The organism is Cerasicoccus arenae (assembly GCF_014651635.1).
Taxonomy (GTDB): Bacteria; Verrucomicrobiota; Verrucomicrobiia; order Opitutales; family Cerasicoccaceae; genus Cerasicoccus; species Cerasicoccus arenae.
Genome location: NZ_BMXG01000001.1, coordinates 190,509 through 204,412 on the forward strand (window position 1 = coordinate 190,509; position 13,904 = coordinate 204,412).

General features: G+C 53.8%; 9 protein-coding genes. 6 read left to right on the forward strand and 3 right to left on the reverse strand.

The annotated features are described in order from the left end of the window. Window positions 1-150: 150 nt before the first annotated feature. Together IE065_RS00870 and ggt are read left to right on the forward strand one after the other, a co-directional pair. Entirely contained in the window at window positions 151-831 is a 681-nt protein-coding gene (locus IE065_RS00870; RefSeq protein WP_189510893.1) for a type II secretion system protein, read from the forward strand. Window positions 832-835: 4 nt separating this feature from the next. Further along, window positions 836-2,509 carry a gamma-glutamyltransferase gene (gene ggt, locus IE065_RS00875; RefSeq protein WP_189510895.1) on the forward strand — a complete coding sequence of 558 codons (1,674 nt, stop codon included), beginning with the start codon at window positions 836-838 and terminating at the stop codon, window positions 2,507-2,509. A gap of 99 nt (window positions 2,510-2,608) precedes the next feature. Here ggt and IE065_RS00880 read toward each other — a convergent pair whose 3' ends face one another. Together IE065_RS00880 and IE065_RS00885 are read right to left on the reverse strand one after the other, a co-directional pair. Continuing rightward, window positions 2,609-4,321, reverse strand: a complete 1,713-nt coding sequence (locus tag IE065_RS00880) for a Na+/H+ antiporter NhaC family protein (RefSeq protein ID WP_189510897.1) — start codon at window positions 4,319-4,321, stop codon at window positions 2,609-2,611. Between the two features lie 239 nt (window positions 4,322-4,560). After that, window positions 4,561-5,541, reverse strand: coding sequence for a LacI family DNA-binding transcriptional regulator (locus IE065_RS00885; protein WP_189510899.1), 981 nt, complete (start codon window positions 5,539-5,541; stop codon window positions 4,561-4,563). A 225-nt stretch (window positions 5,542-5,766) separates the two neighbouring features. On the opposite strand from IE065_RS00885, the gene ptsP reads away from it, so the two are divergent. The 4 genes from ptsP to IE065_RS00905 all read left to right on the forward strand — a co-directional run bounded on the left by ptsP (window position 5,767) and on the right by IE065_RS00905 (window position 12,311). Next, the gene (ptsP, locus tag IE065_RS00890) at window positions 5,767-8,232 is read left to right on the forward strand and encodes a phosphoenolpyruvate--protein phosphotransferase (RefSeq protein WP_189510901.1); all 2,466 of its coding nucleotides are present in this window, start codon (window positions 5,767-5,769) and stop codon (window positions 8,230-8,232) included. 18 nt (window positions 8,233-8,250) lie between these two features. After that, complete coding sequence (locus tag IE065_RS00895) at window positions 8,251-9,216, forward strand: 1-phosphofructokinase family hexose kinase (RefSeq protein WP_189510903.1); 966 nt, start codon at window positions 8,251-8,253, stop codon at window positions 9,214-9,216. 48 nt (window positions 9,217-9,264) lie between these two features. Then, a complete protein-coding gene (locus IE065_RS00900; protein ID WP_189510905.1) occupies window positions 9,265-10,989 on the forward strand; it encodes a PTS fructose transporter subunit IIC in 1,725 nt (574 codons plus the stop codon). 116 nt (window positions 10,990-11,105) lie between these two features. Next, entirely contained in the window at window positions 11,106-12,311 is a 1,206-nt protein-coding gene (locus tag IE065_RS00905; protein ID WP_189510907.1) for a carbohydrate porin, read from the forward strand. 170 nt (window positions 12,312-12,481) lie between these two features. On the opposite strand, the gene fumC is transcribed toward IE065_RS00905, so the two are convergent. Beyond that, window positions 12,482-13,885: a class II fumarate hydratase gene (gene fumC / locus IE065_RS00910; protein WP_189510909.1), complete on the reverse strand. Its 1,404-nt coding sequence runs from the start codon at window positions 13,883-13,885 to the stop codon at window positions 12,482-12,484. Window positions 13,886-13,904: the final 19 nt, after the last annotated feature.

The window sequence follows — 13,904 nt, forward strand, 5'->3', positions numbered from 1 at the left end:
AAATCCTTTATTGAAGGTCATTTTTAGACATACTGCTGTAAATAATTTAACATTGCCCTGTTTTTTTGAACATATAGCATAATAGACAACTGACACACATCCCGTGGCATGAGGGTTGCTGATATGGCACCTAATTCATTAAATAACATTATGCGAAAATCAGCCAAAAACGGTTTTACTCTGGTCGAGCTACTTTCAGCACTGGCTGTAATTGGAATCCTAGGTGCCATCCTCATTCCCGTCATCGGCAATGTCAGGTCATCCGCCAGCAAATCGAAGGATGGCAGCAACATGCGACAGCTCGCCCACACAATCCTGATCTACCACAGCGAGCACGGCATTCTACCCGGTCGAGTCAATCGAGCTGTGAAGAACCCGAAGAGTCTCACATCATCCAGTGAGCGTGAAAAATGGATATCCAGCTTGCTCGTCGACCAAGGGTATCTAACTGAAGACGAAGGGCTATGGTCACCAGCCGAGGATTACGGCATCGCTGAAGCCGACCACAATTACATCCTTAACAACACAATTCATTCAGACCCTGCCAACTTTTTTGGCCGCCGAAGCAACGACAGCTCAAAGGTCACACAACCTCGGAGCGTCATCCAATTACGCTCCAATGTAGCATCCAGCGGGCCGGACTACCAGGCCCTCCCCGACATCTGGATGATAACAAACTTAGATGGCGCAAACTACGGCATTACATCGACCGCTGGCAGCAACTACTCCGTAGAGGGGGAAGTCGAAACTCCATGGGAAGGCCGGAACTACGCATTTTTCGACGGGCACATTAGCTTTATCAAACCCGGCGACTACCCCTCAAGAGACTAAACTCGTGCATAAACCACCCCCCCCCCTTCGTCGTAGAGTTGTAATCTTCACCGCGTTCCTCCTAGCCAATTGCGGAATCGCATTTGCTTATGACGCAGCTGTCGTTTCCGGCAGCCCCGAATCCACCCAGATAGGATTGTCCGTCCTCGAGAATGGCGGTAATGCTGCCGATAGCGCAGTCGCGGTCTCATTGGCACTTGGCGTAGCCGAGCCATATGGCTCCGGTATCGGCGGTAAGATTGCTATCTTATACTATGACGCCAGCACTAGGGAAGTTAGCTTTATCGATGGGATGGTTGAGTCACCAAGCAAATTCCCAGTCAAAGAATTCATCACCCTGCCCAGCAAAGAACAGAAGCGCTCCTTTCGCTCAGTCTGTATCCCCGGCCTCGTTGCTGGGTTAGGAAAAATGCACAAAGATCACGGCAGCCAATCTTGGCAGAGCCTCGTGGCACCGTCAGCAAAGCTCGCACGTGAAGGCTTCATGATGACCGAGCACGACGAGGCGATTTTCAAGATTGCTCAGAGTGGCCTGAAACAAAACCCTGAAACGCGCCGCCTCTACCTCATTGATGACAAGGTGCCCTCCATCGGAGAACGACTCCCCAATCCCGATCTTGCCAACACACTTGATACGCTCGCCCAAGAAGGACCAGAAAGCTTCTACAGCGGCAGCATCGCCAAGACCATCGCCGAGGGATTTTCCAAAAATGCCGGCTGGATAACACTGAATGATCTTCGGCAGTACGAGGCTATTGAACGCCCTCCCCTGAGCATGGACTGGCAAGACTACAACGTCTTTAGCTCCCCCTCCCCCACAACTGGCGGCGCAACCGTCCTGCTGACCCTAAAGGCGCTTGAGGCAATGCCCACAAGCGGTGATTACTCGACGATCGAACGCTTCAACATGCTTGGCAACGCACTGGCTTGTGCCTACACCGACTACCAACAATTTGGCGACAGCCCCGAGTGGCGTAAGCGTCAGGCAGCAGTCTTTTCGAAGCGCAACTACAGCGAACTGCAGGACCTCATGCGTGAGCGAATCAAGGAGTCCATTCCGATGTCGCAGGGAGACACACCAGGCAGCGATGACGAGTCCAGCACAACGCATTTCATCGTGGTCGACAAAACAGGCAATATCGCCTGCATCACACAATCACTCGGACATCGCTTTGGTGCCTTTGTTATCGCCCCCGGAACTGGCTTCCTGCTCAACAACGGCATGAACAATTTCGCAAAAACCTCGACATCATCCATCAATTACATCGCTGAGAGCAAACGGCCGCGTAGTACCATTGCCCCCACAATCGTCCTCAAAAAAGGAAAGCCCGTATTGGCCATCGGTTCGCCTGCCGGCCAACGCATTCCCACCGGCATCGCACAAATCATTTCCGAAACACTTCTTTACGAACAGGATCTCCAAGAGGCAATCAATGCACCGCGATTCCATCTACGCCGGCCACTCAAAAGAAGCGAAGCAAGCAATTATGTAGAGATTGAAGCCGAGGCAGATGTCGACTTGGTGCATGGCCTACGCCAGCACGGGTGGGACGTCCACCTGCGCAGTTCCGAAAGCTACTATTTTGGTGGGGTAAATGCAGTCATCTTCACACCTTCTGGTGAGCTCGTTGCCGCCGCCGACCCTCGGCGCTCCAACAGTGCAGGATACGCTAAATAAAAGTAGCCTTTGCACGTACCCGAGACAAGGCTCGCTAGCCCAAAAGCACCCAAGCAAGAGTCCGTCCTAGCCTAGCCAGCGCATCGCGCAAGCCTTCGCTCAGGAACAGAATAGCGCGATAATCGTCCATCCGGTCCCAGCGATCAATGCCGCAACCGATGCGGGCACAATCTGGGTTTTCACATGGTCCATGAGATCGCAACCAGTAGCCATGCTGCTGAGCACAGTCGTATCAGAGATCGGCGAACATTGATCACCATAGACACTCCCGTTAATCACTGCCGCGAAGCAAATCGATAAATATAGCTGAGGGTGAGCCAACCCCGCTTCAAGCCCGGTCGCCCAAGCCAGAGGCATAACCAACGGCAGCGAAACCGCAAACGTTCCAAAGCTCGTTCCAGTGGAAAAAGCAATGAGCATCGTCAGCACCTGAAACAGTACTGGCAGCACCCAAAACGGTAACGACCCAGCAAAGACATCCATCAAATAGACACCACCACCAGTCTCGCGACTGATCCGCCCAATCACGATCGCCAAAAGCAAAACAACCGAACCATAGACCACGCCCTTGAGCCCTTCAGTCAGACCTCCAACTGCATTTTCCAGACTCATGCCGCGGATGAGCGTTATGAAAAATGCCACCAGCAAAGCACTCCCGAAAGCCCAGTGTACATTCGGCGAGCCAAGAAATATATGCGTGCCGACCGCAACACCGATAATCAATCCCAAGGGAATAAAAAATTCAAAAGCACTCGGACGATAGTCATCGGGCGTATCACTCCCCTCCAGCTCCTTTGCTAAAAGCGGTTGCGACCCGGCGCGATCAAGCTCACCAGTCTCCCGCGAACGAACAATTGCGCGCTTCATTGCAGGGCTAAGAAACGGAAGCTTGTCAAAGCATAGAAGCAGCGTGAAGAGCACTGCCAGTATCGCGTAAAAAGACAGAGGCACTGTCGCCATGAAAAAACCGATCCGATCAGACTCAGTCGCTAGAAAAGCAACACCCGGCAAGAAAATCAGGCTTTGCACGTAAAAGGGCCAAGCATTGAACGGCAAAAGAACTGCAATCGGAGATGCCGTTGAGTCCACAATGTAAGATAGCTCCTCGTGGCTGACTCGCTCCTTGTCAGCGACTGGCCGAACCGTTGTGCCTACCAGAACCGTGCTCAGCGTACCCCCCTGAAAGAAAAGCACCCCCAAAAACCAAGCCACCAAACGGGCACTAACTGGCCCCCGCACACAATGGCGCGTCATCAATTCAGCAAATGCCTGCGCCGCGCCGTTACGCGACCACAGCCCCATGATTCCACCCAAAAACCAGAGATATAAAATCAAAATACCTGCGCCACTCTTCGTTGCCAATGCCGGGATCAGTATCTGGCCAGTGACATCGTATTGATTCATCAGTAAGGCACCAGTCAGGATCCCACCACTAAGCGCAGTGATCGGCTCACGTGTAATAAAACACAGGGCCACCGCCATCACCGCAGGAAGAAATGACCAATACCCCCAATGCTTGCGCGGCACCAGCGAGAAATACTCCACCTGACCATCCGCATCCTCGACACGCACACACTCCTCCGTTTGTACCGGAACGCCAGTAAGCGTTTGCCCACGCAGCTCCCACAATTGCGAATCAGCTGCCGAAATCGCTTTCCCTGGATCAACAATTTCCACTCCAAGCGAAACTTCACTTACCTGCCAAGTCGGGGAAACCGAGCGGCCAACATAAAATGAAAGAGCGATCCCAAGCACAAAGATCCAACACCCTACAGAACGAAATAGTCGGCTCACCAGCCGATGGAGATTCATACTCGTCACAAAAGCAGTTCACAGACCATATGAGAATTTTCCGAGCAAAAAAAGCCGAAATATTCACTTTAATGAATTATTTTTCACATCAAAACCCAACGCATCCCTTTAATAAAAAGGCCATGTGCCATTTTATCAACATCCAAAAGCCTAATCATCTCCACCAACTATCACTTTTATCCACGCGTAAGATGCCCATTATCTTGTATGTAATGCCCCCCCCTCACACGTATATGCACCTATCGCAGTGATTCACGTTCGACCAACTCCCCCTGCAAACGAATAAGTGATGCGCTGCGCTGTCCGTTTTCTACACGCTTAAAAAGCAACTCCGCCGCACTCTCACCAATCAGCTTCGTCGGCTGACGAATGACTGTTACCCGCGGTGACACGCAACGCGCCCAAGCCGGGTCATCAAAACAGGCAAAACCAAACGCTTCCGGCAATTCTAGACCAGCAGCCTTCACTGCCTGATAAGCCCCTGTGGCGAGCAATGCGCTACTGCAAACGACCGCGTCTGGCGGACCCGATGCGCACAGCAACGACTCCATTGCTGAATAGCCTTCATTTTCAAAGGCTGGCGTTCGCAGCATCGAGTGCGGCTGCATACCATGTGCCTCCAGGGCTTTTCGAAATCCAGCCAGACGCTCCTCGGCCGTAAAACTAAGGTGGCCAAAAATTCCAGCAATGCGCTGATAGCCGCTGGCAATCACGCGTTCTGTTAGCCGAAGAGCAGCATCCTCATTATCAATCAGCACAGCGTCAAAGCTGCTATCCACCTGACGGTCAATGGTAACAATGGGGAGATTTGATTTCGCAAGACGCTCTAGTCTCTTTGCGACTTGGCGTGTCGGAGAAATAATCAATCCGGCGACTTTTTCCTGCTGCATCAGGTCTAGGTAACGCTGCTCTTGGGCACCATCTTCGTCGGTATTGCAGATGAAAACACTGTAGCCACGGCCTTGAGCAAACTTCTCCACCGAACGCGCAAGTTCGCTGAAAAACGGATTCTGAATGTCGGAAACGATCAGGCCAAGAATTCTTGATTGCTGCTCGCGCAGCCGCTGCGCCACACGGTTGGGCTGGTAATTGAGCTCGTCAATCGCGGCCTGAACACGGGCACGGGTGTCATCGCTCACGTAGCTCTTGTTCGCCATCATGCGCGAAACCGTAGCAGTGGATACCCCGGCAAGGTGGGCGACTTCCTTGATACTGGACATAAGGAGGGGGGGGAAGAAGAAGGAAAAAGGCAGCGAAAGAAAAATATGTATATCGTTTACATACAATGTCGATGTTTTTTGAACCGTAAACACCTTTATATCATCAATATAGTGAATTATGACCCCAAAATTAAACCAAACTAGAAATTCGAGTTGACATAATATGTAATCGATTACACAATCATTCTCATTCACTTTAACCGTAACCTCCCCCCCCCCTCCCCTATGCTCAATCTCACCCCTTCTGACATCCGACTTGGCCAGTCTTTCAAATTACGTGAGTCTGCCATCCGTGCAGTCGCGGACTTATTAGCTGAACGTGGTGCCGTCGATCCCCAGTATGTGAACAGTATGCTGGGCCGCGAGCAGACCGCCAATACCTACCTTGGTAACGGCGTTGCCATCCCCCATGGTCGCCCACAGGAAGCCAATCTCATTAAAGAAACCCGAGTCGCGTTGATCCAAGTGCCCGACGGTGTGCCTTGGAAAGGCGAAGAACGTGCACAACTTATTTTTGGCATTGCGGCGAAGAGCGATGAACATATCGGTCTCCTTGGTCGCCTAACTGCCATCACCTCCGACTCCGACCTTGCCAAGCGTCTCGCCCACACCACTGATCCCGCAGAAATTGTCCGCGCCCTCAACAACAGTGAGGCTGGTAACCAGCAAACTGCCGACGATGGCTTTGTGGGCCGCCGTGTAGTCGTCTCCTTCAATAACCCACGAGGCTTCCATCTGCGCCCGGCCAGCCAGATCGCCGAAGTCACAGAGCGTATGGACGGCAATATTTCCCTCGTTGCCAACGGGCGCGAAGCCGACGCTCGCAGCGCCATGAGCATTGTAGGCCTCGGCATCAGCGCTGGTAGCGATATCGAAATCCGCTCCGACTCTCCTTATGCCGACGACCACCTACGCCAGCTACAGCGCTTGGTCGAAATCATCAATGAGGAGCCTCAGGAAAACACCGAAGAGGCCGAGCCAAGCGTCCATTGGCAACCCACCGACGCTTCTAAGGAGCAAATACTCCACGGCACGATGGCGGCACCCGGCATCGCGGTGGGACCTATTTTCCTGTGGGACCAAGCCCGCGTCACAACTGCCACTCGGAAGCGCGGCGATGTGCATTCCGAGCAAGAGGCGCTCGCCGTGGCCATCGCAAGCGCCATTGAAACATTAGAGGAATTTGCCGCTGACCCAGCGATGAACAAAGTCCAACGCAACCTCTTTGGTGCCCATTCAACGATGCTCGGCGATGAAACGCTACGCAGCCAAGCGCTTAAAAAGATTGATGATAAAACGGATGCCCAGCAGGCCTGGGAAAGCGTCGTTGCCGAGCAGGTTTCCCACCTGGAATCGCTGAGCGATGCAAATCTCGCTCAACGTGGGATTGACCTGAAGGACGCCGGCAGCCGCGTAACCCGCATCCTGCTCGGCGCTGATCAGCAGACGTTAGCTAATCTACTTGAGCCCACAATTCTGATCGCTGGTGAGCTCGAACCCTCCGAAGCGGCCCAACTTACGAAGTCAAAAATTTGCGGAATTTGCCTACGAGAAGGCAGCCCCAACGCCCACTCGGCCATCGTTGCCCGTTCACTCGGCATTCCAATGGTGGTCGCAATGGGCGACTCGCTCGACCATGTCACTGAAAACGACAAGGTGATCCTTGATGCCTCTGGCAGCCGTCTGATTTTAAACCCGAGTGCTGAGGATCAAGAGTCCGCCTGCGTCATCCTAAAAACTCTGGACGCCCAACGCAAACGTGCGTGGACCGACCGCTTTCAGCCAGCCCTCACCCAAGACGGCCACCGTATGGAAGTCGTGGCGAACATCGCCCGTGTCGCGGAAGCCGAAGAAGCCTTGAAGGCTGGTGCCGAAGGCATTGGCCTCGTCCGCACGGAATTTCTCTTCCTCGACCGCGAACACGCACCCTCCGAAGACGAGCAATACGAATCCTACAAGGCGATGGTCAAAGCACTCAATGGCCTGCCTATGGTGCTCCGCACAATCGACATTGGCGGCGACAAGCCGGTGGATTATCTTGGTATGAGCGAGCGCGACTTGTCCTTCCTCGGCCTGCGCGGCATCCGCATCGGTCTGGCACGCCCCGACATTTTGCGCACGCAACTACGTGCTGTTTACCGCGCGGCTCAGCACGGCGAGATCAAGTTACTTTTTCCGATGATCGCTACGTCCAACGATTTTCGCCGTATCCGGAACATCTCCGAATCCGTGCGACAGGAAATTGATGGCCCGCGCATCGAGTTGGGTGTAATGATTGAAGTGCCCTCGGCAGTCATCATGGCTTCTGAGCTGGCCAAAGTCGCAGACTTTTTCTCCGTCGGCACGAACGACCTAACGCAATATGCCCTGGCCGTTGACCGCACTCATCCCCTCCTCGCCAAACGCGCAGATGGCCTGCACCCAGTAGTGCTCCGCTTAATCGACATGGCAACTAAGGCCGCCCACGCCGAGGGTAAATGGATCGGAGTTTGCGGCGGCATCGCTGCCGACACTCTCGGGGCTCAAATCCTAACCGGCCTCGGCATTGACGAGCTAAGCATGCCACCATCCGTTATTCCCGGGATCAAGGAAAAGCTCCGCAAATCCCATTTCAGCGAACTTCAACGACTAGCCAAGCGCGCACTCCAGCAAGAAGATGCCGTGGCCGTGCGCCTACTCCCCATCAAGTAACCTTCGACTAGCCTCACCATGACTATCCCGGATTTCATCACTGTCACGTTAAACCCTGCCATCGACCACACGGTCTTTGTCGAGGGAATCATCCCCGGCACAGTGCATCGCGCATCAGACTCCCAGCGCCAAGCTGGCGGCAAGGGTATCAATGTCGCCACAATGCTTGCTCTTGGCGGAGCCAAGGTTGCCGTCACTGGCTTTCTCGGTTCGGGCAATAGCACCATTTTCGAACGCCACTTTCGCAAACACCAGCTACAGGATCACTTTCTACGCGTTGAAGGTGAGACTCGCACCGGCATTAAGATTGTCGATACGGCCAACAACGACACCACAGACTTTAACTTGCCCGGCCCAGCTCCTACCGAGCTCCAACAACGCCGCCTACTCGACAAGCTACGCAAACTCGCAGCACCCGATCGTTGGTTTGTCATTGCCGGTAGCCTGCCCAAAGGTTTGAAACCAAGCTACATAGCCCAGATGATCGATGTGATCCATCAATGCAATTGTTACGTAGCTGTTGACTCCAGCGGTGAAGCACTAAAAGTCGCACTCGACGCTGGGGCCGATCTCGCCAAACCCAACCAAGCCGAGCTGGCTGAATACCTACAAACAGAGCTCCTTGGATTTCGCGCCGCAATGGGTGCCGCCCGCGAACTTCGACGCACGACGATTCCAAATCTCGTCGTTTCGCTTGGCGAAGAAGGTGCCCTGTTCCTCACTCCCCAAGCTGAGCTGATGGCCAGCGCCCCAAAAGCCAAGGTCGTTAGTACCGTAGGGGCTGGTGACTCTTTGTTAGCAGGATTCCTTCAGGGTCTGGTAGCCGGTGATACGCCAGCAAACTGCGCCCGCCAAGCCACTATCTACGCTTGGAATCGATTGGAGTCGCTGACGCCAAGTCTGCCAACTGAAGACGTGCAGCAGGCGCAAATGGCGATGATTAATGTGCAGACGCTCGCTGCGTTTGAAGTCGGCAAACACTAATTCTAAAAAAAAGCACTGCCCCCGCAAAACCTAACCTCAAGCCTTACCATGAAATCGATCCTTGTTATCCTACAATCCACCGCGAAATCCCCCATCGCTCGGCTTGCTCTCGGCGCGGTAGAGTCCGAGGCAGCACGCCGCAATTTAACTGTTACCGTCATCACCGATGAACGCAATCCGGCGGCTATTTTGAGGGGCCAAAGCGTCCAGCCCGACGCCGTCATCGTCGCTACCGCACATAAGCCCGAAGCTGCCGAGTTCGGATTGCCCTCGAGTACGGTAAGCCTCGCACATTTGTCCCGCGAAACCGCACAAGTTTTCAATCAGCTAGTCCCAGAAACAGCTGCTATCGGGGCACCGGCCTCGCAGACGAAGTTCCTCGTCGGCGTAACCTCTTGCCCTACCGGCATTGCACACACCTTCATGGCTGCCGAAGCGCTACTGCGTGCAGCCAAGGCGCTCGGCTATGAAATGAAGGTCGAGACACGTGGCTCTGTTGGTGCAAAAAACGAACTGACCGAAGAAGAAATTGCCCGCGCGGACGCCGTAGTCGTCGCCGCCGATGCCACCGTTGAAACAACCCGCTTTGCCGGTAAGCGCCTCCTCGAAACCGGTACCAAGGCCGCGATCAAAGACGGCGAAGGACTCATAAAAGAAGCACTCGCCCTGGAAGCCCCGACAGCCAGCTCCGCTAAAAGCGGATTGAAGTCACCACCCAGGAAATCACGCACTGGTGCCTATAAGCATCTGATGACAGGCGTCTCGCACATGTTGCCGCTCATCGTGGCGGGCGGCCTGCTCATCGCACTTTCATTTGCCATTGGCGGCGTCTATGCCGGTGATGAAGAAGGAACTTTGGGCTGGGCCCTGATGCAGATCGGCGGTGCCTCGGCCTTTGCGTTGTTCATTCCCGTGCTGGCGGGCTACATTGCATATTCCATTGCGGATCGTCCTGGGCTAACTCCCGGCCTGATCGGCGGCATGCTCGCAGTGCAGATTGGCTCCGGCTTTCTCGGTGGCTTGGCCGCTGGTTTCCTCGCTGGTTATCTCGCGCTCTGGCTCAACCGCACGATTCAGTTACCCGACAGTTTAGAGGGCCTAAAACCAGTACTTATCCTGCCGCTCCTCTCTTCCCTGATCGTTGGTCTGTCAATGATCTACGTGATCGGGCCGCCGGTAAAAGTCATCTTGGAAACGATGTCTGCCTGGCTCGGAAACATGCAGGAAGGCAGCGCGCTGACACTTGGCTTAATCCTCGGAGGCATGATGGCCTTCGACATGGGGGGGCCTGTCAATAAAGCCGCCTATACATTTTCCATTGGGCTGTTAGCCACCGAAATCTACGGGCCAATGGCAGCGGTTATGGCCGCTGGCATGGTTCCACCGCTGGCCTGCGCAATCGCGGCTAATATTGCTCGCGACCGCTTCACCAAAGAAGAGCGCGAAGCCTCCAAGGCCACCGCCGTGCTCGGCATTTCATTTATCACCGAAGGCGCTATTCCTTACGCTGCCGCAGACCCACTGCGCGTGATTCCTTGCACCGTTCTCGGCGCAGCAGTCACCGGAGCAATGTCGATGTATTTTGGCTGCGAACTGGTGGTGCCTCACGGCGGCGTATTCGTCCTCCTGATCCCAAACGCGATCAATCACGTTTTACCGTATCTCGGCGCAATCGTCGCTGGCACCGCTGTCTCCACGCTCGCACTTTGCATTGTAAAGCGCCCTGTCTCGACCAAGTCGGAATCCGTCGTTGGCTCGCCAACGGCTGCCTAAAAACTCTGAGGGGCGTGCTATACAATCCGCGCCCAGAAACTTTATCTTAAATACCAAATGCTTGCCCATATATGAAAACGATTACACATCCAATCTCGTCTCTAATATTCACCGCCTTGCTTGCCTCCCCCCTGGCAGCCTATGAGGACTACGATCCCTACCAATACCACGACCGCCTAACGGGCAACTGGGGCGGCTTGCGCTCTGATCTCAACGATAACGGCGTGGAAGTGTTCGCGTATTATAACGCGATCGTAGCATCCAACGTTCACGGCGGTATCACCAAAGATACCAACTATGCCGGTGACGCCTTTGCGGGCATTCAGTTCGACCTCGAAAAGATGTTCGATTTCCAAGGAACCACCTTCACGGTGTCAGGAATTTATCGCCACGGTAGTGATATCACGCCCGACATTGGCAGCCAATACAGTGTCATGCAACTCGTCGGTGGGCAGACCATTTTCTTCTACAACATGACATTGGAGAAGACCTTCCTCGACGATGATCTGTCGTTTAAATTTGGCCGTATGACTGCCACAGATGACTTCGTAGGCTCGCCCTTCTATAGCTACTCGCTGAACAACGCCGTCAACGGCCAGATCCGCGCTGTCCTCTTCGACGGCGTAATGACCTCTTACCCATTTCCAGTTTGGGGCGGCCGTGTGCGCTACAATATAGACGATGACAACACGGTCCGAGTGGGGGTCTTTCAACTGACCCAAGAAATGTTTGACCCAGATCGCCATGGCGTGGACTTCAGTATCGATGGCGACGACGGCGTTTCTATCTTTGCACAATACGACTGGACACCCGAACTCGACGGTAAACCGTTCCGCCTCTACGCTGGCATCAACCAAACCTTCGCGTTTGACATGCCAGAGTTTAATAGCGCCAACGTCACCGACCAATTTACCCGTTTTTACATGGGCTCAGATTACCAAGTCTACCGCGAGTCGCCCGACCGCGACGAAGGCCTGACGCTCTTTATGACATTCGCCTATACCGATCAGGAAGAGGTCGCCATTGTGCCAATCCAGTCCAGTGTTGGCGCTCACTATAAGGGCCTACTGCCGGAGCGGCCCGATGACCGCCTAGTCATGTTCTTCACCTACGGTCAGTTTAGTGATGACTACTCGGACCAGCTAGTCGCTGGCGGCGGCAGCAAAGTAACCAACGAAATGGTCTTTGAAACTGGCTACCGCATCGCTGTAACCGATGCTGCCTACATCCAGCCCGATCTTCAATACGTCATCAATCCAGGTGGCACCGGTAATATTGAAAATGCCGTCGTGCTCGGCATGCAATTCGGCGCAAGCTTTTGAAACAAGACAATCAGTTCGATCCCGATCAGTAGAGCACGCCGTGCAAAATGAGAGCAGGGTTTATCAACTGCACGAAACGCTGAAGGTCGGATGGGTTGCTAGTCGAATTGCAGCAAGACGCCCTGGAGCTAAAGCTCCATAGTCTCTTCGACATTGGGGAAAGGGGGAAATTAATTGGTAGCTACGTAAGGCGTGACCATTTTAGTCGGGTCGACGATGCGGTCGAATTCCTCCTCGCTAACAAAACCAAGTTTGAGCGAAGCATCCTTGAGCGTAAGATCGTTATCCATTGCGTAATGGGCGATTTTGGAGGCATTGTCATAACCAATGACGGGCGACAGCGCGGTGACGAGCATTAGAGAGCGGTCCACGTATTCGGCTATCTTCTTCAGATTTGGCTTCGTGCCCTCAACCAAGAATTTGCGGAAGTTGGTGCAGCCATCCGTGAGTATCGTAATCGAGTGCATGATGTTATAAATGATGAGCGGCTTGTAGGCATTCATCTCCAAGTAACCGCTAGCACCGCCAAAACCAACCGCCACATCGTTGGCCATCACCTGCACGGACAACATCGTAAGCGCCTCGGCTTGAGTCGGGTTGACCTTGCCCGGCATGATCGAAGAACCTGGTTCGTTTTCGGGGATAAACAGCTCGGAGAACCCCGCACGCGGACCGCAGGACATCAATCGGATATCGTTGCCAATCTTGTAAAGCGAAGTCGCGAGCGTGCGCATCGTCCCCGAAAATTGGATAAGCGCATCATGCCCCCCTTGGACAGTAAATTTGTTTGGCGCAGTGACGAACGGAAGACCCGTGAACTTGGCGATTTGTTCGGCGGACGAAGTGTCAAAACCGGGAGCTGAGTTAATACCCGTGCCAACGGCAGTACCGCCAAGTGAGAGCTGGTAGACGCCTTCCAACGCTTTTTCCAGCTGACCAATGCTGTTTGCCAGGGTGCCAGCGTAGCCAGACCATTCCTGGCCAAGCGTGAGTGGCGTGGCGTCTTGCATGTGAGTACGGCCGATTTTAACAATGTCCTTCCATTCATCTGCCTTGGCCGCAATGGCATCATGCAGTGCTTGCAATGAGGGTAGCAAACGTTCCTTGGCGTTGACCGCAGTGGCAATGTACATGGCCGAAGGAAATGAATCATTGGATGACTGCGCCATGTTGACGTCGTCATTCGGGTGGACTGGCTTTTTACTGCCCAGTGGCGTGCCAGCGATCTGGCAACAACGGTTGGAAATAACCTCGTTCACGTTCATGTTGAACTGCGTGCCACTACCAGTCATCCAGACGTGCAGCGGGAACATATCGTGATGCTGTCCGGCGAGAATTTCGTCGCACACTTGTGTGATCAGTTTGTGAGCCTCGTCGCTCAGGTGCCCAATCGCATTGTTGGCAGCCGCGGCACCTTTTTTCAAAGTAGCGTAAGCGGTGATCATTTCGTGAGGAATCAAATCCTTGCCGATGCTGAAATACTCCAGCGAACGTTGCGTTTGCGAACCCCAAAGTTTATCGGCGGGGACATCTACTTCTCCCAGACTATCGGTTTCTTTACGAGTATCAGTCATGGTAACCTTGTGCAATGTG

Coding starts and splice junctions, on each gene's coding strand:
- ptsP (WP_189510901.1), top strand. CDS start 5,767: ATGCTCAATCTCACCCCTTCTGACATCCGACTTGGCCAGTCTTTCAAA.
- IE065_RS00895 (WP_189510903.1), top strand. CDS start 8,251: ATGACTATCCCGGATTTCATCACTGTCACGTTAAACCCTGCCATCGAC.
- IE065_RS00880 (WP_189510897.1), bottom strand. CDS start 4,321: ATGAATCTCCATCGGCTGGTGAGCCGACTATTTCGTTCTGTAGGGTGT.
- IE065_RS00900 (WP_189510905.1), top strand. CDS start 9,265: ATGAAATCGATCCTTGTTATCCTACAATCCACCGCGAAATCCCCCATC.
- IE065_RS00870 (WP_189510893.1), top strand. CDS start 151: ATGCGAAAATCAGCCAAAAACGGTTTTACTCTGGTCGAGCTACTTTCA.
- IE065_RS00885 (WP_189510899.1), bottom strand. CDS start 5,541: ATGTCCAGTATCAAGGAAGTCGCCCACCTTGCCGGGGTATCCACTGCT.
- fumC (WP_189510909.1), bottom strand. CDS start 13,885: ATGACTGATACTCGTAAAGAAACCGATAGTCTGGGAGAAGTAGATGTC.